Genomic DNA, 19528 nt, shown 5'->3' on the forward strand with positions numbered 1-19528 from the left:
AGACGCGAAGACCTTCAGGGGGTGCACCCATGCGACCGGACTACTCGGCACCGGTACCCACACCCACACCCATGCGGTGGTGGCGACTGAGACCGTGGAACCGCAACCACCTGATGCGGCGAACCGACCGCTACGAAGCGCTCCTCGTACTGGCCGCCGCGACCCTGGTGCTGCTGCTGATCCCCCTCGCCGCCGCAATCGGAACCGCAACCCACACCCGACTCGAACAGCAGACCCAGGTGCTGCGCGCGAGCGTGCAGCAGGTCCCGGCCGTACTCCTCGAGGACACCCACCCCACACCCGACACCAGCGGGGGCGAACTCCGCGCCGCCGGCAACCAGAACACCGCCCGAGCGCAGTGGTCGACACCCCAGGGGCAGCGCACCGAAGTAGTGCCCACCGAGACCCCCGCGAAGGCCGGTCACACGGTCACCATCAGCATCGGCGCCGACGGCAACCCCGTCGGCCCGCTTCCCAGCAGCGGGGAGAACACGGTCGTGGCCGCGGCCGCCGCCATCGGTATCTGGGCCCTCGCCGCCGGTGCCGTCCTCCTCCCCACCGCACTCGCCCGCACACTGATCCACCGAAACCGTTCGCGGCACTTGGCATACGAATGGAAACAGTTCGACATCCCACCGCGATAACCCACGGCAGTGCGTCGGATTCGAGTTGACGGATGATGCCCACGGAGCAGGAAATCTTCGAACCGTCTCGCACAAACTTCCCGGGGCTTGTTGCATCACCTCAGCGAGGGTGCGAGGTGCGACCAGCCTCTTGTCCCTGCCAGAATGCAACCATCAACAGCTCCGCCCGGGCCCGTACCCTGTCCGATCGCGGCGGCTCCATCACCAACCTTCGAGAACACACCCTGTCGCAGATCCTTCGCGTCCTCGCCCGATTCGGACCGATGTCCCGGGCAGACGTGGCAGCACAGTGCGGACTGCAGGTCACCGCCCTGACGAACCTGATCACCGACCTCCGCAACCGCGACCTGGTAGCGGAGCTTCCGAAAGGCGATCCCGGCGTCGCGGGGCCGTCCCACGTATCCCGTCGCGCTGCCCTCGTGGTCCCTGTGCGTCCTCGCCTTCGACTGCAGCCGAACGCATATCGACGCGGCAATCGGTAGCTCGAGCGGCGAAATTCTGCACCGTCGCCGCCACCTCGTCGAGGCCCCGCGGGGTGGGAGAACTATCGCCTGCAATTCGCCGCCGCGGCCGCGGCCGCGACCACCGTCGAGGCCGCACATGCCCTCGCTCGCCGGCCGGTGTCCGCACAGTTCAGCGTGCCAGGTGCCGTCGACCATCATGCGGGTCGAGTGATTCGATCCGTGCTCAACGAGTGGGGGTCCGTCGACCTCCGCAGTGAAGCGCATTCGGTCCTGACTGCCGCCGGATTGCGGCACGATGCCATCGGCGTCGATCGAGAGACGAACTTCGCGCTCCTGGCGCGAGTGGCAGCCACGGATGCGGCGGCGGACCTTCCGGTGGTGTACATCGGCGGAACGCAAGCGATCAGCGGGGGTATCTACGACCACCATCTGATCAACCACGGAGCGCTCGGCCTCGCCGGCGAAATCGGACACATGATCATCGATCCCGGAGGGCGTCCGTGCTGGTGCGGGCGGCGTGGATGCGTCGAGACGAGGATCGGGCTGCTTGCCCTCTACGCCGCCGCGACCGGGCACCCCGAGCCGCCGTTCGACCAATTGTTCACCGACTCGGCAGACCTCTTGACCGCTATCCGCGACCTGGCTTCGACCGGCGACGAACGCGCCCACTCTGCACTGCCCGGGCCGGCCACTGGCCGGGCATCACTGTCGATGCAGTCGCGTCGATCGTGAATCCGACGGCGACCTTCGTCGACGGATACCTGGGACAGCTGATTCCCTACATCGAGCCGGAGTTCCGACGCTACCTCGACGCCGCATCGGCGCTGCCCTCCTTGTCGTCGGCGCAGGTGGAATTCTCCAACTACGACGACACGACGAACCTGGCCGGCATGCTCCTCGCCGGGCGCGACACCGTGATCTCCCATCCGGCGGCTGTGCTGCCCTGACATCGCCCCACCACTTCCGGCCGCACCGGGATTACTTATTCCACGCCGTGAATTAACGTTCCGGATCACCGCCCTCGCCGTGAGTGGCGCTGCACACTCTTGCCGGAAAGTGCGAAGACCATGACCGTGTCCGATTCACCGCGGGCGGATGCGCTTGCAAAACCTCGACCACGCACTGCACCGTTTCGCCGCGGCCGGTGTCACCGCCACCGGAGACCTGGCGTTCGACCCACACTCCTACGAGCCGGTAGCGGAGTAGTTCCGTACCCATGACAACCCGGTCCGACTGCTTACCTACGAGATCTCCGGCGCCCGCGACCACATCCCCCGTCCGCTCGACGCCGATCCGACCCTCCGCCCCGTCGGCGTGAAGATCTGGAGTGACGGATCACCGTGGATCGGCAACATCGAGACCAGCTTCGGGTACCAGGACAGCCCGCACACTCGCGCCATCGGCGTTCACCCAGGCCACCGGGGATGCAGCAACTACACCCCGGAGCAGTTGCTGGAGCTGTGTCGCAAGTATGTGTCCCAGGGCTGGCAGATTGCCTGTCACGTTCCCGGCGACATCGCCGTCGACACCGTGCTCGACACCTTCGACGGCGTCCAGCAGGAAACCGGTCGCACGGACCTCCGGCTCCGAATGGAACACTGCGGCAGCATCACCGCCGACCAGGTACGCCGCGCGCACGAACTCGGGGTCACCATCTCGTTCTTCGTCGCGCACCTCTACTACTACGGCGAAGTTCTCCGCGACTTCATCGGCACGCACGCCGAGAATTGGACTCCTGCCGGGGCGGTGCTCGGTCCTGACGTCGCAATCGGAGTGCGCGAGGCCATCCGAGCGCAAACCATCTACCCCACATGGCAATTGCACTCGGATCACGAAATCGGTTCGATCGAACCGGGCAAGTTCGCCGATTTCGTCGTCCTCGACGCGAACCCGCTCACTGTTCCTGCACACGACATCCACACGATCCACATCCGCAGGACCTGGATCAACGGACGCCGCGCATCCGCGAAGACGAACGACCGCGCAGAATCCACCACCTGAGCACGCGGACCGTACAGAACGGCGGTCATCCGAAGACACCGGCCCTCTCCTCGCCAAGCGGGGGAAACGATTTCGAGCCAGATCCGGTTCTACGCAACCGTGGAAAGGCAGATTTCCCATGCCGGTGTCCTCGAGCCAACGGACCTGCAGTCGGCGACCTCGACCACCGTGGTGGCTGGATACAGCTACGCTCGCGGAGCCGAGGTTTCGCTGAGGTTGCGCCCCATGGTCTCGGGGGCGAGGATCTGAGAGACCACCGCACCGACCACGCAGATACCCGCGGCGATCACCATCGTCACCCCGCCGCCGAGGTTGTGCATCGACCACGGCAGCAGGAACGTCCCCGACGCCGCCCCGATGCGACTGAACGCGGTCGCGAAACCGGTACCCAGGCCGCGGATCTCGGTCGGGAAGATCTCTCCCGGGTACACACCCGTCAGGGCGGTCGACATGGCATTGGCGAACGCGAAGACCAGGAAGCAGATCAACACCACCGCAGCCGGCGCCGACGACCACAACCCAATGATCAGCAGCACCACCGCGCACACCCACTGCTGCGGGATGGTCAACTTTCGGCGGCCGATCCGCTCGATGAGCAGCACCGACACCACGACACCGACGAGCGCGAGTCCGTTGACGCCGATGGCACCGACCAGGCCGTCACCGAGACCGTACCCCGACAGCACACTCGCAGCGAACGTGGCGATCGCGAAATACGGTGCCACAGCGCAGAACCAGAATACCGAGATGAAGATCGTGGCGCGGCGGTAGGCGGGCGAGAACAACATCCCGAAGGTGCCCGAACGGTGCTGCTCATTGGTGATGTCGACGACGTCCGACGGGTCTTCCAGGTATGCGTGCGCAATCTCCCGCGCCTCCTGCGTGCGTCCCTTGTTCATCAGCCAGCGCGGGGATTCGGGCATGCCAAGCCGGGCCAGGAACAGGACCACCGCCGGGATGGTGCTGGTGCCGAGAACGATGCGCCAATCCAAGGAGAACGCCGTGGTCATCACGTAACCGATCACGAACGCGAACATGAAGCCGACGTACCAGGCAACCTCGCAGAAGGCCAGCAACTTCCCGCGCAGCCGCCGTGGTGAGAATTCTGCGAGCAGCGGCCAGCCGACGGAATAGTCGGCGCCGATCGCGATGCCCATCAACAGTCGTACGGCAAACAGTTGCCAGGCCGAGTCGACGAAGAACTGCAAGACCGATCCGGCGATGAAGATCGCCAGGTCGATCGCGAACAACGGTTTGCGACCGAGCCTGTCTGCGAGCCACCCTCCCAGCGGGCCGCCGACGAAGATGCCGATGAGCGCCGATGCACCGATCAGCCCCTCCCAGAACAGCGACATGTTCAGATCCACCGTGATGGCGCCGATGACCGTCCCGACGATGCCGAGAATGTAACCGTCGATGAACATGCCGCCGGCGATCACTCCGGTCAGTTTGACGACGAAACGTCGCTTGTCGACCGGACCGCGCTCGGTCAGCGTGACGAGACGATCGCTCTCATGCTTTCCGACCGATTCGTTGTCGTTGTTGGTAATCGTCACCAGGTGACTCCTTTTGGCAGGTGGATCCGCCGAGGTGCGGGAAGGCACAGACGGCGGGCGCGGCGTCGACCAGTCATGTGTCGGCGCTCGCACGAGGGGTTGTCGCGGGTGGGACCGGTCGTCGAGGAGGAGCTTCGGTCGACCGTCGCCACGGGACGGAAGGCTGTCATATCGTTTGAACGTTCACTTTTTGAACGTTGCGATTGAAATTGTGGCAGAGCCCTCAATCCTCGTCAAGGGCGATCGGAGTCACAGCCCCGTCGATCCGGTCGCTGAAAGCCTGGATATTGCGCCAGCACCGATCATTTCCGCCTTGACAGAGTGTGACCCAGGCCGCAATACTGAAATAGTTCTGAACGACGCGTTCATTTTTTGAACATCTCAACACTCCTAGTCCGGGCACGCTGCCGCGTCCGGCACACGATCCGACAAGGAGCCCTCCCATGCTCACTTCCACCATCGATCAGGCGCACTACCGCAGCGTGATGGGCCATCTGCCGACCGGGGTGGTCGCCCTGTCCGGCATCACCGCCGGGGCGGAGTATCCGTGCGGGCTGGTGGTCGGCACCTTCCAATCCCTGTCCCTGGACCCGCCGCTGGTCAGCTTCAGTGTTGCGCACACCTCCACCTCCTGGCCGAAGGTCCGCGCCGCCGGCCGGTTGTGCGCGAGCGTGCTCGCCGCCGGCCAGGAACCGGTGTGCCGCACCCTCTCCGGCAAGCAGCCCAACAAGTTCGCCGACCTCGACTGGTCCCTGTCCGAGGCCGGCTCCCCCCGGATCACCGGGGCGCACGCGTTCATCGACTGCGACATCACCCACGAACTCGACGGCGGCGACCACGTCATCGTCATCGCCCGGGTCCTGCAGATGGACACCGGCCACGGCGAACCCCTCGTCTTCCACAAGGGCCGACTCCGCAGCATCCGGGAACTCACCGCCGCCTGAAACTCACAGTCACGACTCCACGTCGAAAGCGGCTCGGCGCGTGGTTGTTCCACGGAGATCACGAAGTGAGTCGAGGCGCATTCACACCGCCGACGGTGGCCGCGCCGAAGAAGGAAGAGGGTGCCATGAGCGAGCCCACGGTGGTCGAACCGATGACGGCAGAGGCGGGCGAGCCGGCCGAGATCGCCAACAAGTCGGTGACCAAAGCTGTTCGCCTGCTGCGCGAGCTCGCAGCGCGGCCCAAGTCGGGCACGACGGTGAGCACCCTCGCCAAAGCGGTCGGAATTTCACGCCCCACCGCATTCCGCTTGCTGTACAGCCTCGAACGGACCGGTCTCGTGGACCGGGTCGACAACAACTACACCCTCGGCTGGGAGATGGCCCGACTCGGTCGCCACGCCGACCCCTACGCAGGCCTGGTGGCCCGTGCGCAGCCCTTGCTTCAAGAGCTGGCCGACACATTCAACGAGACCGTCTCCCTGGCGGTGCCGAATCTCCAGGACGGGCTCGACCTCATCGCCGAGGCCGCCGGTTCCCACGTCGTGGGCATCAACTCCCGGATGTCGGGTCACATGATCGGCACCCAGTATCCGCTTCACGCCAGCTCCAGCGGCAAAGTCCTCCTTGCCGACTGGCCGACGTCGAAGGTCGTCGACCGGCTACCCGAACACCTCGACGGGTACACCGCCCAGACGATCACCGACCGCACAGTCCTCCTCGCCGAACTCGACCGGGTTCGGGAGAACGGCTTCGGGCTCATCGACAACGAACTCGAAGAAGAACTGGTCTCCCTCTCCTGCCCCGTTCGCGATCCGGCCGGGAACCTGGTGGCGATCGTGTCCCTCAACGGGCCCCGATACCGGTTCGGCCGCGAACGAATTCCCGACGGTCTCCACGAGATGCAGAAGATCGTCGACCGCCTCGTCGAGGTCTTCTGGCGACATTCCGCGGGCGAGTAGCCGCGCTGCGGAACCGGTCACGACACGTGCGTATCGCGCAGGGTCGCGGCCTCCTCGAGCAGGTCGCGGTCTGCCGTCCGCTCGTGGACTGCGCCGATCTCGGTAAGGATCGCGGACCGGACCTGTTCGAGTGTGACGGCCGGGTTCAGGTCCGTGAGGGACGCCGCCGTGCCGGGGTCGAATTCCAGGTCGAGGGCGGTGTTGACATCGGTGAGCACCGCGCGCACCGGAGCCGAGTCGGAGACGACGAGTTCGAAGCCGAAGAGCCACGCCCCGGCAACTATTCGCTGCGCGGTTCCCGCCAGCTTGACGCGACCGGCGCCGTTCACCGTCCACTCACCGGGGCAATACTCACCGGGGACCGGTCCGATCCGGGCGTCGACCCCGAGTTTCCGCAGCACGGCGACGAGCCGCGGGGTGATGCGTTGAAAACGCGGGCGGGCACCGAGCATGCCCTCCGTGTCCCGGGAGAAGAGCTCCACGACGAGGGTCTGTTCGTGGTACGCCGCCGCGCGACCGCCTGCGCCTCGGACGACGGGGGTGAATCCGTGTTGCCGTGCCGCCTCGGCAGCGACCGGAAACTGCGGACGGACAGCGTCGAGCCGGCCGAACGACAACGTCGGTGCGGGACTGTAGATGCGGACCAGTGCAGGGGTATTCGGCTCTCGCGCGGTGCGACGGAGAAGCGCCGTCGCAAGAGCGGCGTCCGACACGGGATCGTCCGGAAAGTGTGTGGTCAGCAACTGCTCGATCGTCATGCTCTTCCTTCTCACCCCGCTCCGCCGCCGGCTCCGACCCCGTGCACAACCTCCAGTGTCACCGACGCTGGAGTAGTCCGCACGACGATCGGGTTTCGCGGATATCCCCGCGGCCCCTCCCCGCGAAGCCCTACCCTGAACACGCCGAAATGCACTCCCCCTGGATACCTGCGTGCGGTGCGTAGGGCCAGCGCGCCGAGAGGTCGTCACGATGCTCCTCAGATCGAGTGTGGTCGTCTTGTCCTGTGCCGTAGCCGCGGTGCTGTCCGCGTCCCCGGCCCAGGCCACGCCGTCTTCGGGCGTGACCGCGCAGATTCTGTTCGAGACCACGGTTCCGGCGGTCGCCGGCAGCTCCGGGGCCACGCATCTCACGCTGCGACGCATCGAAATCGCCCCCGGCGGCACCACGGGATGGCATTACCACGACGGGCCGGTGTACGCGTTCGTGGAATCCGGCGTGCTGTCGCGCACCTTGCAGGACTGCACGACAGCGGTGACGACCGCCGGCCAGGCGATCACCGAGGACCACGGCAGCGATCACGTCCACGAGGGCTCGAATCTGGGGTCGGAACCACTGGTCCTGCTCGCGTTCTACACCGAGCCGGAGGGCAAGCCGCTGTCCGAGGACGCGCCCGCACCGGCCTGCTGATCGTCACGGGGCGGGTTCCTCATCGGGTCACCGCGCCGATCCACTCGACCGCTCCGGCGATGTCCTCGACCGTTGCCGCCGCCGACGGCAACGGAGGACGGCGGACCATCAGCACCGGGACGCCGAGTTCGCGTGCGGCGTCGAGTTTCGCGTCGGTCTGCGTTCCGCCACTGTTCTTGGTGACCAGAACGTCGATGCGGTGCTCGCGCATCAGCGCGATTTCGTCGGCCACAGCGAACGGTCCGCGGGCGAGGAGCAGCGTCGACTGCGGCGGCATCGCCACGTCGGGCGGGTCGATCGCGCGCACGAGAAACCACTGTGCGTACAGGCCGGCGAATGCGTCCACTTCCTGCCTGCCGATGGTGAGGAACACTCGCGTCCCCAGGTCGGGCAGCTGCCCGGCCGCGGCGGCGAGGTTCGCGGCGTCGACCCAGTTGTCGCCGGGCCGGGAGGACCATGCGGGACGCCGCAGCACGACGAGCGGTATCCCGCAGCGGTCGGCGGCGTCGGCGGCGTTGGTCGTGATCCGTGCCGCGAACGGGTGCGTCGCGTCCACGATCGCGTCGACGCGATGCCCGCGCAACCACTCCGCGAGGCCGTCCGCTCCCCCGAACCCGCCGACCCGCACGTCACCGACGGGCAGGCGCGGAGCACGGACCCGGCCGGCGAGGGAGGACACGGCCTCGACACCCGGCATGTCGGCGAGTGCCCCAGCGAGCGCTCGGGCCTCTCCGGTGCCGCCGAGGATCAGAATCCGTGCCACGCTCAGTGGGTGGTGCGCTCGCGGGCAGCGGAGTACAGGTAGCTGTCCGGAAATCCTTCGGCGGCAAGTACTTTCCCGACGATCACGACGGCGGTCTTCGTGACGCCCGCCGCCTTCACCTGATCGACGATGGTGGCCAGGGTGCCGCGCAGCACGATCTCGTCGGGACGCGATGCGAACGCGACGACAGCGGCGGGACAGTCGCGGCCGTAGTTCTCGGTGAGTTCCCCGGCGATCTGATCGATCCGGTGCGCACCCAGGTGCACCACCATCGTGGCGCCGCTGCGGCCGAGCGACCGCAGGTCCTCACCCGCCGGCATCGCGGTGGACAGCGTGGACACCCGGGTCAGCACGATCGACTGCGAGACACCGGGAACGGTCAGTTCCCGGCCCAGCGACGCCGCGGCGGCGGTGAACGCGGGCACCCCGGGCACCACCGTGTACGGGACCCCGGCGGCCTCGAGCCGGCGGACCTGCTCGGCGACGGCACTGAAGATCGACGGGTCACCCGAATGCAGTCGGGCGACATCCTGACCGGCCGCGTCGGCCTCGATCAGCAGGGCGACGATCTCGTCGAGGCTCAGCCGCGCCGTGTCGATCACCCGCGCCCCGTCGGGGCATTCCTGAAGGAGTTCCTGCGGTACGAGGCTGCCCGCGTACAGGCAGACGGGGCTCGCCGCGATGATCCGCTGCGCGCGGACCGTGACCAGGTCGGCCGCGCCGGGGCCTGCTCCGATGAAGTACACCGTCATGTCGCATCACCTTTCGACTGCTTCGTCACCGACCACTGCGCCACCGGCAGTTGCGGGCGCCACGCGGTGAACCCGCCGAGTGGCTCGCCGCGGTACACCTGAAATTTGCGGAGCTGCCCACCGCACCGGGAGAACCACCGCAGCAGAAGCGCTTCCGACTCCGCCGTCACCGCATTGACCACCAGCCGGCCGCCGACGCGGAGCCGGGACCAGCACTCGTCGAGTAGACCGTCCTGCGTGACACCGCCGCCGACGAAGATCGCGTCCGGCGTGGACGATGCGGATGGAACGTCGCCGAACGCGGCCGGCGCGTCGCCGAACACGGCGAGGGACGGCACCCCGAGCGCTGTCGCGTTCGTCTCGATCTGATCGACCCGTGCTGCGTTGCGTTCGAAAGTCACTGCCCGGCAACGCGGGTGGGTGCGCATCCATTCGATCGCGACGGTGCCGGACCCGCCTCCCACATCCCACAGCAACTCCCCTGCCGCGGGGGCGAGCGCGCACAGTGTGAGGGCGCGGATCTCGTGTTTGGTCATCTGCCCGTCGCCCGTGAACGCGGCGTCGGGCAGTCCCGGCATCCTGGTCAGCCGAGAGGCCTCGGCGTCGGCCCGGCACTCGATCGCGATCACATTCAGCCGGGGCCCCGGATCGTGCGACCATCCCGACGCGGTGCCGTCGAGCCTCGACTCACCCGGTCCGCCCACTTCGCCGAGCACGCTGAGCCGCGAGGGTCCGAACCCGCGCTCGGTCAGCAGATCGGCCACGGCGGCGGGCGTGTGCTCGTCCCGGCTCAGCACCAGCAGTCGCGTCTGATCACCGAGTGCGGGCAGGAGTGTGTCGACGGGCCTGTTCACGAGACTGACCACCGGCGTGTCGTGCGCCGCCCAGCCCAGGCGGGCGCAGGCCAGGGTGGCCGAGGACGGATGAGGGATCACCCGCACCCGTTCCGCGCCGAGCAGGTCGACGAGGGTGACGCCGATGCCGTGGAACATCGGATCGCCGCTGGCCAGGACGCACACCCGCCGGCCGTGGTGCTGCTCGAACAGGCCGGGCAGCGCGGGGACCAGCGGCGACGGCCAGGTCACCCACTGCGCGGCCAGGTCGGGAAGCAGGGCGAGTTGCCGCGCGGAACCCATCACGACGTCGGCTCCCACGATCTCGCGTCGCGCAGACGGCGCCAGACCGTCCCACCCGTCCGCGCCGATCCCGACGACGACGATCGGGTCGGTCATCGCGGCATCCGGCGCCAGACCGCCTGCGGCAGCAGCCGCATGACGAAGAACACGGGGCGCAGCCGTCCCGGCACCCAGACTCGGCTCGCACCGCGGTGCAGGCTGCGCACGACCGCGTCCGCGACCTGAGCCGGTGTGCTCGACATCGGTGCCGGGGACATGCCTTCGGTCATCCGGCCGATCACGAACCCCGACCGGACGAGCAGGAGCGAGACACCGCTGCCGTGGAGGGCGTCACCGAGACCCGAGGCGAACCCGTCCAGGCCGGCCTTCGCGGACCCGTAGACGTAGTTGGCGCGGCGCACGCGCACACCCGCGACGGAGGAGAACACGACGATCCGCCCTGAACCCTGTTCGCGGAGCAGGGTGGCGAGATGCGTGAGAACACCGACCTGCGCCACGTAGTCGGTGTGCACCACGGCGACGGCGTGCCGTGCGTCCCGCTCGGCGCGCGCCTGGTCGCCGAGAATGCCGAACGCCAGCACGGCGACCCCCAACGGGCCGTGGGTGTCGACGACGGAACGCAGCAGCTTCTCGTGGCTCTCGAGGTCGTCGGCGTCGAATTCGACGCAGTCCACCGCGGACGCACCCGCGTCGAGCAGCGCCTGCCGTTCGGCGGCGAGTTCGCTGCTGCGGCGGGCCGCGAGAACGATCGTCCGCCCGGGCGCGAGCCGCGAGGCGATCTCGAGGCCGATCTCGCTGCGTCCGCCGAGGAGGAGGACCACCCCGTCGTCGCCGGGCTTCCCGCTGTGCTTCTTCGATCCCACGCTCACCCGTCCAGTGTCCTGGATTACCGTCGGAGCATGGACCGCACCCCCTCCACCCCGATCCACCTGACCGATGCGGCGCTCACGTTCCTCGGCGAATACCACCTCGGGACGCTCACCACGCTCCGCAAGAACGGCACCCCGCACGTCGTCGCCGTCGGCTTCACGTGGGATCAGGAGCGCGGGCTCGCGCGGGTCATCACCAACGGCTCCTCGCAGAAGGCCCTCAACGCCGCACGCGGCGGGTACGGCGCCGTCAGCCAGGTGGACGGACCACGCTGGATGACCCTCGAGGGCCCGGCCCGGGTGCTGACCGACCCCGAGTCGGTCGCCGACGCCGTGGCCCGCTACGCAGCCAGGTATCGCCAGCCCCGGGTGAACCCGACGCGAGTGGTCGTGGAGATCGCTGTCAGCCGCGTACTCGGCTCGGCTGCGCTGCGTCACGACTGAACCGCAGCTTCCACGGAACCAGCGCCGACTCGAGCTGCACGGCCAGGCTCATCTTGGACACGCCGTCGGTGCGCTCCTCGAACCGGATCGGAACCTCGGCGATGGTCATGCCGCGCTGCACCGTCCGGTAGTTCATCTCCACCTGGAACGCGTACCCGTTGCTCTGCACGCCGTCGACGTCGATGGCCCGCAGCGTGTCCGCATGCCATGCCTTGAACCCGGCGGTGGCGTCCTTGACCCGCAACCGCAGGATGGCGTTGACGTAGAAGTTCGCCCACGCAGACAGCGCCTTGCGATGCCAGGGCCAGTCGCTGGCGACCGCCCCGCCCGCCACGTAACGGGAACCGAGCACGACGGCCGCGTCGGTCGTCGCCAGCGTCTCCACCATCCGCGGGATGGCCTCGGTGGGGTGCGACAGGTCGGCGTCCATCTGGATCACGATGTCGGCTCCCTCCGCCAGCGCCCGGGTCATCCCGGCGACGTAGGCGCGCCCGAGGCCGTCCTTCACCGTGCGGTGCAGCACTCCGACCGGAATCGGGCCGCTCTGCGCGAGCGTGTCGGCGACATCGCCGGTACCGTCCGGCGAGTTGTCGTCGACGACCAGCACGTGCAGGTTCGGGATCTGCAACGCCGCGAGAAGCTCGACGATCTTGGGCAGGTTGTCGCGTTCGTTGTAGGTGGGTACAACGACGGTTACCTTCGGGGCGACGCTCTCCATGACACCTTCGCGTGATCTGTGGCCCCGCCGTGCCGTGGACGGGCAGCGGCGAGTGCGGTCGTGAACAAATGGGAGATGTTACTACCCGCGCCCCACCGCCCCCGCACGCTCCCGGTGCTCAGCCCGGAAGGACGGTCAATCCGTGGGGCCGGGTGTTGACCGGCTCACAGCCGTCGGCGGTCACGATCACGATGTCCTCGATCCGGGCGCCCCACTCACCGCGGAAGTAGATCCCCGGCTCCACACTGAACGCCATCCCCTCGGCCAGTGCGATGCCGTTTCCCGCCACGATGTAGGGCTCCTCGTGCACCGACAGCCCGATTCCGTGCCCGGTCCGGTGCACGAACACCTCGGCCAGGCCCTGCGCGGCCAGCACGTCCCGGGCCGCCGCGTCGACCGCCTCGGCGGTGACGCCGGGACGCACCAGATCGACGGCCGCCGCCTGCGCCTCCTCGAGGACCGCGAACTTGGCTGCCACCCCCGGGTCGGGTTCGCCCATGCTGTACGTGCGGGTGGAGTCGGAGTTGTAACCGGGTTCGACGGGTCCGCCGATGTCGATGACCACCACGTCCCCGGACTCGACGACCCGCTCCGACACCTCGTGGTGCGGGTCGGCGCCGTGCGGGCCCGACCCGACGATGACGAACGCCGCCTCGGTGTGACCCTCCGCGAGGATCGCGGCGGTGATGTCGGCCGCCACCTCGGCCTCGGTGCGACCGACCTTCAGGAACTCCGCCATCCGGGCGTGCACCCGGTCGATGGCCTGACCGGCCCGGCGCAGCGCGTCGATCTCCGCGTCGTCCTTGACCATCCGCAACTCCCGAAGCACCCCCGTGGCCAGCACCGGCAGCGCACCGAGCGCCTCCGACAGCGGGATCAGGTGCAGCGCAGGCATTGCATCGGTCACGGCGGTCCGGGCCGGCGACGGCAGCAACTCCGACACCAACGCATACGGGTCGACCCCGTCCACCCAGTCGCGGATCGTCAACCCGAGTTCGGCCGCCGCCGATTCGGTGAGCGAGGCCAGTTCGAGCCGCGGCACCACGACGGACGCGGTGTCGCCGTTCGCGGGGATCACCAGGCAGGTGAGCCGCTCGAACGACTCCGCACGCGAGCCCAGCAGATACCGCAGGTCCGGTCCGGGAGTGATGAGGAGGCCGTCGAGTCCGGCGTCGCGGGCCAGTGCGCCTGCGCGAGCAATCCGGTCGGCATAGATGGCGGTGGGGAAGCGTGAAGTCGATGCGCCGAGGGAACTCATGGCTTCAGGCTAAACCGGTTTGGCAGGATGAGGGTCATGACAGGGCCTCTGCTTCTCCTCGACGGTGCCAGCCTGTGGTTTCGCGCGTACTACGCGCTGCCCGACTCGATCACCTCACCCGACGGTCGATCCGTCAACGCGGTGCGCGGATTCACTGACATGGTGGCCGCACTGATCACCAAGCACCAGCCGTCCCGGCTCGCGGTGTGCCTCGACCTCGACTGGCGACCCGCGTTCCGCGTCGAGGCGGTGCCCACGTACAAGGCGCACCGCGTCGCCGAGGACACCGGCGGGGCGGAGGAAGAGGTCCCCGACACGCTGTCGCCGCAGGTCCCGATGATCCTGGATGTCCTGGCCGCCACCGGAATCGCGACCGCGGGCGCCGAGGGCCTCGAAGCCGACGACGTTCTCGGCACCCTCGCCGCCACCGAGACCCGGGACCCCACCATCGTCGTCACCGGTGACCGCGACCTCCTGCAGGTCGTCACCGACCACCCGGTGCCGGTGCGGGTGCTGTACGTGGTGCGCGGCCTCGCGAAGGCCGAACTGCTCGGGCCCGACGAGGTGGCGGCCAAATACGGGGTGCCCGCCGACCGGGCCGGTGACGCCTACGCGGAACTCGCGCTGCTGCGCGGCGACTCGTCCGACGGGCTGCCGGGTGTGAAGGGAATCGGCGAAAAGACCGCGTCCAGCCTGATCATGCAGTACGGGTCGCTGACGGCTCTGCGGGCCGCCGCGGTCGATCCCGAATCCGACATGGCGAAGGGTGCGCGTGCGAAATTCGCCGCGGCCGCCGATTATCTCGACGCAGCGCTTCCGGTCGTGCGGGTGGTCCGCGACGCGGACGTCGAATTGTCCCGCGCGGACACGCTGCCCGCCGAACCGGTCGACGCGGACCGGCTCGGCAGGCTGGCGGAGGAACTCGGGGTCGAGAATTCCGTGGGCCGTCTCACGGCGGCGATGAAAAAGGTGGCCGCCGCACGGGTTCCGTGACGGCCGGGTGAGCCGCCGCCTAGGACGGGCGGCTCACTTCGTACGTGCCCTTGTCGTCGGTGAAGGTGAGAGTGACCTGCTTCTTCTCACCGTCGACGGTGAGGCTGCACGTGAAGCTGTTGCCCTTCTTCACTTCCTGGTCAGCCGGGCACGTCACACCGGAGACGTTCTCGGCGCCGTACGAATCGGTGACGATGCGTTCGACACCGTCCTCGGCGGCCTTCTGATCGAGCGTGTCCGTGCCGAACACGGTGAACGCGAGGACGAGAGCGATGCCCACGACCACCAGCAACGCCACCACACCGCCGATGATCAACGGCAGCTTCGACTTCCCCGACGACGGCGGCTGCCCCCACTGCTGCTGCCCGGGAGTCGGCCCCCACTGCTGCGGCTGACCCGGCTGCTGGCCCCACTGCGGCTGCCCGGGCTGCTGACCCCACTGTCCGGGACCCGGCTGTCCGAGCTGACCGGGTTGCGGCTGCTGACCCCACTGAGGTTGTCCGGGCTGCTGGGGGTGCTGACCCCACTGTTGCTGACCGGGGTGCGGCGGCTGACCCGGTTGCTGAGGCTGACCCTGCCCCCACGGCTGGGCGGGCGGCTGCTGACCGTACTGCGGCGCCCCGTACTGGCCGCCCGTCTGGTCAGGATTACCCTGGCCCGGTTGCTGTCCCTGGGCCCATTGCCCGTTCGGGTCGTTCGGTCCGTAAGGGCCGCTCATCGTCGCCTCCCGCTCACGTGTCAAGTTTTGTACCTACCGTAACGCCCGACCACCGGATTCGGGCCTTCGGACGGCGTGCGAATCCAACCACACGGCGTCGGCTCACGCAGCATCCACGGCGACGACACCGCGCCGGATCGCCGCCACGGCACGACCCGCGGCCTTGCCCACCTCTGGATCGGGCGACGTCGACCGGACCTGTTCGAGCAGGTCGATCACCTGCCTGCACCACCGGACGAAGTCGCCGGCGGACAGGGCCCGCCCCTGATCCCCCGCCGCGATCAGCGCTTCGACCAGCGAATTGTCGCTCGCCCAGTGGTAGATCGCCGCGGCGAATCCGAGATCCGGCTCGCGTGTGGGCGGCAACTTGTGCCGGATCTCGTCCGCCCGCAATTCCCGCCACACGCGAATGGTCTCGTCGAGAGCATGCCGCAGCGCTCCCGGGCCGCCGCTCTCGACAGCGTCCCCCTCGCGACGCGATTCGAAGATGACCGAGGAGACGACGGCGGCGAGTTCAGCGGGCCCGAGCCCCTTCCACACCCCCTGCCGGAGGCACTCGGCCACCAAGAGGTCGCTCTCGCAATAGATTCGGCTCAACCGCGTGCCGTGTTCGGTGGCGTCGGGATGCTCGCCCGCCGAGATGTAGTCGCGCTCCGCGAGCAGCGACAGGATGCGGTCGAACGTGCGCGCCAGCGAATTCGTCGTGGCCGCCACCTTCTGCCGCATCGTCTCGGTCTCCCGGGCCAACCGGTTGTACCGCTCCCCGATCCGGCTCAGTTGCTCACGGTCGGGCCAACTGTGGCAGGGATGCTGCCGGATGGCGCGCCGCAACCGTGCGATCTCGGCATCGTCGCCTGCCCCGCCCGCCTTCTTCCGCTTGCGGCGCCCCGGCGCGACGATTCCGGTGCTGCGCAACGCCGATGCCAGATCGCGGCGCACCCGGGCGGTGTGGTGATCGAAGCGACGCGGCAACCGCATCGATCCCAAAGATCGTGCGGGCTCAGGGAAGTCGCCGGCCGACACGCGGCCCGCCCACTTCGCCTCCGTGAGGATCAACGGCTTCGGGTCCGTCGGATCCCGGTCCGGTTCCAGCACCACGGCCAGACCGGAGTGCCGTCCCACGGGGATCGCGATCACGTCGCCGCGCCGCAACGCGACGAGCGAGGCCACGGCGGCGTCCCGCCGTTCGGTGCGGCCGGCCCTCTCCAGCGACCGTTCCCGGCTGCTCAGTTCCTCCCGCAGCCGCGCGTACTCGAAGTACTCCCCGTCCTCGCCCCCGAGTCGTTCGCTGAGCGTGGTCAGCGCGGCCTCGTTGCGTTCGATGCCGCGGGTCAGTCCGACCACGGACCGGTCGGCCTGGAACTGGGCGAAGGACCGCTCGAGCAGGGCCCGTGATTCGGCCGCACCCATCCGATCGACCAGGTTGATGGTCATGTTGTAGCCGGGACGGAACGAGCTGCGCAGCGGGAACGTGCGGGTGGAGGCCAGTCCGGCGACATCCACCGGCTCCACCCCTGGCTGCCACAGGACCACCGCATGGCCCTCGATGTCGATGCCGCGACGCCCGGCCCGACCGGTGAGCTGCGTGTACTCCCCCGGCGTGAGTTCGGCGTGGGCCTCACCGTTGTACTTCACGAGGCGTTCGAGAACGACGGTGCGCGCGGGCATGTTGATCCCGAGCGCCAACGTCTCCGTGGCGAACACGGCCCGGACCAGACCCTTGACGAACAGTTCCTCGACCGTCTGCCGGAACGCGGGCAGCATCCCCGCGTGGTGCGCGGCGAGGCCCCGTTCGAGCGCCTTGCGCCATTCCCAGTACCCGAGGACCTCCAGGTCGGCCTTCGGCAGTTCCGCGGTGTGCGCGTCGATGATGGTCCGGATCTCGGCGACCTGCTCCGGCGTCGTCAGATCGAGGCGGGACCGCAGGCACTGCGCGAGCGCGGCGTCGCACCCGGCCCGGCTGAAGATGAACGTGATCGCCGGGAGCAGTCCCTCGTCGTCGAGGCGGGAGATCACCTCGGGTCGGGGCAACGGCCGGAAATCGCTCGAATACCCGCGGCCGCCCCCGCGGCCCCGGCCCCGCGACTCCCACGAGTCGGCCCGCTCCAGCGCCTGACGTTGTTTGACGTGGCGCACCAGATCCTGGTCGACCACCAGGTCCCTGCGGGCGTCCCCGGTGACCGCCCTCGTATCGAAGAGATCGAACAGCCGCTTCCCGACCATGATGTGCTGCCACAGCGGGATCGGGCGGTTCTCGTCGACCACCACCGTGGTGTCGCCGCGCACCGTTTCCATCCACGCGCCGAACTCCTCGGCGTTGCTCACGGTCGCCGACAGACTGACGAGGCGGACGTCCTCGGAGAGGTGCAGGATCACCTCCTCCCACACCGCCCCACGGAACCGGTCGGCGAGGAAGTGCACCTCGTCCATGACGACGTGGGACAGACCGCGCAGCGCCGGGGAATCGGCATACAGCATGTTCCGCAGCACCTCGGTGGTCATCACGACCACCGGGGCGTCCGAGTTGATGCTCGAATCGCCCGTCAGCAGGCCGACGGCGTCCTTGCCGTACCGGCGCACCAACTCGGCGTATTTCTGATTGCTCAGGGCCTTGATGGGTGTGGTGTAGAAGCACTTTCGCCCGGCGGCGAGCGCCAGGTGCACGGCGAATTCGCCGACGACGGTCTTGCCCGCACCGGTCGGGGCGCAGACGAGGACGCCGTGGCCGCCCTCGAGCGCGCGGCAGGCGTCGATCTGGAAGGGGTCGAGCACGAAACCGAGCTGCGCCGAGAACACATCGAGTTCGGCGCCGCCGGTCGTGTCACCTGTTGTCACTGCCACCCCGTCAGATTGTCACAGGGTGTCGGAGAAGTCCTGACCCGGTGTGTTGCTGCCGGTCGTGCTCGCGTCGTCGTTCTTGCCCGACCCACCGGTCCTACCCGACTTGCGGGACCTCCGGAACCGGCCGGCAGGCTCGGGGACCGGAGTGGCAGCCACGTCGAACGCCTCGTTCAGATCCGACGGCGCCGCGATGGTGGACGCCTCGTCGTCGTCGAGGGCACCCCACTCCTGCTCCGTGCGACGCGCCTTGCGCCGGTCGTTGAGACGGGCGATCTGCACGGCAACCTCGAACAGCACGGTCAACGCGAACGCGAGCGCGAGCATCGAGAACGGGTCCTGCCCGGGGGTGGCAATCGCGGCGAACACGAACAGAGCGAAGATCAGGCCGCGGCGCCACGCCTTGAGTCTCGTGTAGGGCAGGATACCCACGAAGTTCAGGGCGACGATGAGCAGCGGAATCTCGAAGCTGACGCCGAAGATGATCAGCAGATTGATGATGAACCCGAAGTATTCGGCGCCGCCGAGCGCGGTGATCTGGACGTTGTCGCCGATCGTCAGCAGGAAGTGCAGGGCCTTCGCGACCACCACGTAGGCGAGGACGGCGCCGGTCATGAACAGCAGCGCGCCGGACACGACGAAACCGATCGCGTAACGCCGCTCCTTCGCGTACAGACCGGGCGTGATGAACGCCCACAACTGGTACAGCCAGAAGGGGCACGCCAGGACGATGCCCGCCGTCAGCGCAACCTTGAACCGGAGCATGAACTGCTCGAACGGTCCGGTCGCGAGGAGGCGGCACGACCCGTCGCTGGTCAGGTCGGCGCGACTCGACGACGGCAGCGAGCAGTACGGTCCCTGCAGGAGCGCACCGAGACTCTCGACCCCGAAGATCTGGTGGGAGTACCAGTAGAAGCCGACCGCGGTGGTGACCAGGATGGCCAGCACCGACAGCAGCAATCGCGTCCGCAACTCGTAGAGGTGGTCGACCAACGACATCGTGCCGTCGGGATTGGTCCTCCGCTTGCTGGTGCGCGGATCGAACGGAATTCGCACTGTTGTTC

The 19528-nt window shown here is 68.3% G+C and carries 20 protein-coding genes; 9 read left to right on the forward strand and 11 right to left on the reverse strand.

Translation table 11 applies throughout. The features are described from left to right. Positions 1-29: 29 nt before the first annotated feature. The 4 genes from ACFTWF_RS37370 (at position 30) to ACFTWF_RS37385 (ending at position 3109) form a co-directional block, all read left to right on the forward strand. Positions 30-644, forward strand: a complete 615-nt coding sequence (locus tag ACFTWF_RS37370) for a hypothetical protein (RefSeq protein WP_378466117.1) — start codon at positions 30-32, stop codon at positions 642-644. A 551-nt stretch (positions 645-1195) separates the two neighbouring features. After that, positions 1196-1840 carry an ROK family protein gene (locus ACFTWF_RS37375; RefSeq protein WP_378466187.1) on the forward strand — a complete coding sequence of 215 codons (645 nt, stop codon included), beginning with the start codon at positions 1196-1198 and terminating at the stop codon, positions 1838-1840. Further along, positions 1837-2055: a hypothetical protein gene (locus ACFTWF_RS37380; protein ID WP_378466118.1), complete on the forward strand. Its 219-nt coding sequence runs from the start codon at positions 1837-1839 to the stop codon at positions 2053-2055. The genes ACFTWF_RS37375 and ACFTWF_RS37380 overlap by 4 nt, the downstream gene beginning before the upstream one ends. A gap of 322 nt (positions 2056-2377) precedes the next feature. Next, on the forward strand, positions 2378-3109 hold the full coding sequence (locus ACFTWF_RS37385) for an amidohydrolase family protein (protein ID WP_378466188.1): 732 nt from the start codon (positions 2378-2380) through the stop codon (positions 3107-3109). A 185-nt stretch (positions 3110-3294) separates the two neighbouring features. Here the strand turns inward: ACFTWF_RS37385 and ACFTWF_RS37390 are convergent, their stop codons facing one another. After that, positions 3295-4665 (reverse strand): MFS transporter, encoded by a 1371-nt coding sequence (locus ACFTWF_RS37390; protein WP_378466119.1) that lies wholly within the window; start codon positions 4663-4665, stop codon positions 3295-3297. Between the two features lie 443 nt (positions 4666-5108). Between ACFTWF_RS37390 and ACFTWF_RS37395 the strand changes: the two genes are divergently transcribed. Beyond that, complete coding sequence (locus tag ACFTWF_RS37395; RefSeq protein ID WP_378466120.1) at positions 5109-5609, forward strand: flavin reductase family protein; 501 nt, start codon at positions 5109-5111, stop codon at positions 5607-5609. 125 nt (positions 5610-5734) lie between these two features. Continuing rightward, on the forward strand, positions 5735-6568 hold the full coding sequence (locus ACFTWF_RS37400; protein ID WP_378466121.1) for an IclR family transcriptional regulator: 834 nt from the start codon (positions 5735-5737) through the stop codon (positions 6566-6568). 17 nt (positions 6569-6585) lie between these two features. Here the strand turns inward: ACFTWF_RS37400 and ACFTWF_RS37405 are convergent, their stop codons facing one another. Then, the gene (locus ACFTWF_RS37405; RefSeq protein WP_378466122.1) at positions 6586-7326 is read right to left on the reverse strand and encodes a biotin/lipoate A/B protein ligase family protein; all 741 of its coding nucleotides are present in this window, start codon (positions 7324-7326) and stop codon (positions 6586-6588) included. Between the two features lie 211 nt (positions 7327-7537). Between ACFTWF_RS37405 and ACFTWF_RS37410 the strand changes: the two genes are divergently transcribed. Next, positions 7538-7975, forward strand: a complete 438-nt coding sequence (locus tag ACFTWF_RS37410) for a cupin domain-containing protein (protein ID WP_378466123.1) — start codon at positions 7538-7540, stop codon at positions 7973-7975. A 19-nt stretch (positions 7976-7994) separates the two neighbouring features. On the opposite strand, the gene ACFTWF_RS37415 is transcribed toward ACFTWF_RS37410, so the two are convergent. Genes ACFTWF_RS37415 through ACFTWF_RS37430 form a run of 4 tightly spaced genes read right to left on the reverse strand, consistent with a single transcriptional unit; the run spans position 7995 to position 11495 of the window. Next, positions 7995-8738 (reverse strand): cobalt-precorrin-6A reductase, encoded by a 744-nt coding sequence (locus ACFTWF_RS37415; RefSeq protein ID WP_378466124.1) that lies wholly within the window; start codon positions 8736-8738, stop codon positions 7995-7997. A gap of 2 nt (positions 8739-8740) precedes the next feature. Beyond that, on the reverse strand, positions 8741-9490 hold the full coding sequence (cobM, locus tag ACFTWF_RS37420) for a precorrin-4 C(11)-methyltransferase (RefSeq protein WP_378466125.1): 750 nt from the start codon (positions 9488-9490) through the stop codon (positions 8741-8743). Next, positions 9487-10722, reverse strand: a complete 1236-nt coding sequence (cbiE, locus tag ACFTWF_RS37425; RefSeq protein WP_378466126.1) for a precorrin-6y C5,15-methyltransferase (decarboxylating) subunit CbiE — start codon at positions 10720-10722, stop codon at positions 9487-9489. The genes cobM and cbiE overlap by 4 nt, the downstream gene beginning before the upstream one ends. Next, complete coding sequence (locus tag ACFTWF_RS37430; protein ID WP_378466127.1) at positions 10719-11495, reverse strand: SDR family NAD(P)-dependent oxidoreductase; 777 nt, start codon at positions 11493-11495, stop codon at positions 10719-10721. Before ACFTWF_RS37430 ends, cbiE begins: the two co-directional genes overlap by 4 nt. A 30-nt stretch (positions 11496-11525) precedes the next feature. On the opposite strand from ACFTWF_RS37430, the gene ACFTWF_RS37435 reads away from it, so the two are divergent. Then, positions 11526-11939, forward strand: coding sequence for a TIGR03618 family F420-dependent PPOX class oxidoreductase (locus ACFTWF_RS37435; RefSeq protein ID WP_378466128.1), 414 nt, complete (start codon positions 11526-11528; stop codon positions 11937-11939). Here the strand turns inward: ACFTWF_RS37435 and ACFTWF_RS37440 are convergent. Continuing rightward, complete coding sequence (locus tag ACFTWF_RS37440; RefSeq protein WP_378466129.1) at positions 11899-12657, reverse strand: polyprenol monophosphomannose synthase; 759 nt, start codon at positions 12655-12657, stop codon at positions 11899-11901. The genes ACFTWF_RS37435 and ACFTWF_RS37440 overlap by 41 nt on opposite strands. 118 nt (positions 12658-12775) lie before the next feature. Continuing rightward, on the reverse strand, positions 12776-13915 hold the full coding sequence (locus ACFTWF_RS37445; RefSeq protein ID WP_378466130.1) for a M24 family metallopeptidase: 1140 nt from the start codon (positions 13913-13915) through the stop codon (positions 12776-12778). 36 nt (positions 13916-13951) lie between these two features. Between ACFTWF_RS37445 and ACFTWF_RS37450 the strand changes: the two genes are divergently transcribed. Beyond that, positions 13952-14908: a 5'-3' exonuclease H3TH domain-containing protein gene (locus ACFTWF_RS37450; protein ID WP_378466131.1), complete on the forward strand. Its 957-nt coding sequence runs from the start codon at positions 13952-13954 to the stop codon at positions 14906-14908. Between the two features lie 19 nt (positions 14909-14927). Here the strand turns inward: ACFTWF_RS37450 and ACFTWF_RS37455 are convergent, their stop codons facing one another. The 3 genes from ACFTWF_RS37455 to tatC all read right to left on the reverse strand — a co-directional run bounded on the left by ACFTWF_RS37455 (position 14928) and on the right by tatC (position 19520). Then, positions 14928-15626, reverse strand: coding sequence for a DUF4333 domain-containing protein (locus ACFTWF_RS37455; protein WP_378466132.1), 699 nt, complete (start codon positions 15624-15626; stop codon positions 14928-14930). Between the two features lie 102 nt (positions 15627-15728). Next, positions 15729-18461, reverse strand: a complete 2733-nt coding sequence (locus tag ACFTWF_RS37460; protein ID WP_378466133.1) for a DEAD/DEAH box helicase — start codon at positions 18459-18461, stop codon at positions 15729-15731. An 18-nt stretch (positions 18462-18479) separates the two neighbouring features. Then, entirely contained in the window at positions 18480-19520 is a 1041-nt protein-coding gene (tatC, locus tag ACFTWF_RS37465) for a twin-arginine translocase subunit TatC (protein ID WP_378466134.1), read from the reverse strand. Positions 19521-19528 lie beyond the last annotated feature (8 nt).

The sequence above is a fragment of the Rhodococcus sp. NPDC056960 genome (assembly GCF_042674125.1).
Classification (GTDB): domain Bacteria; phylum Actinomycetota; class Actinomycetes; order Mycobacteriales; family Mycobacteriaceae; genus Rhodococcus_F.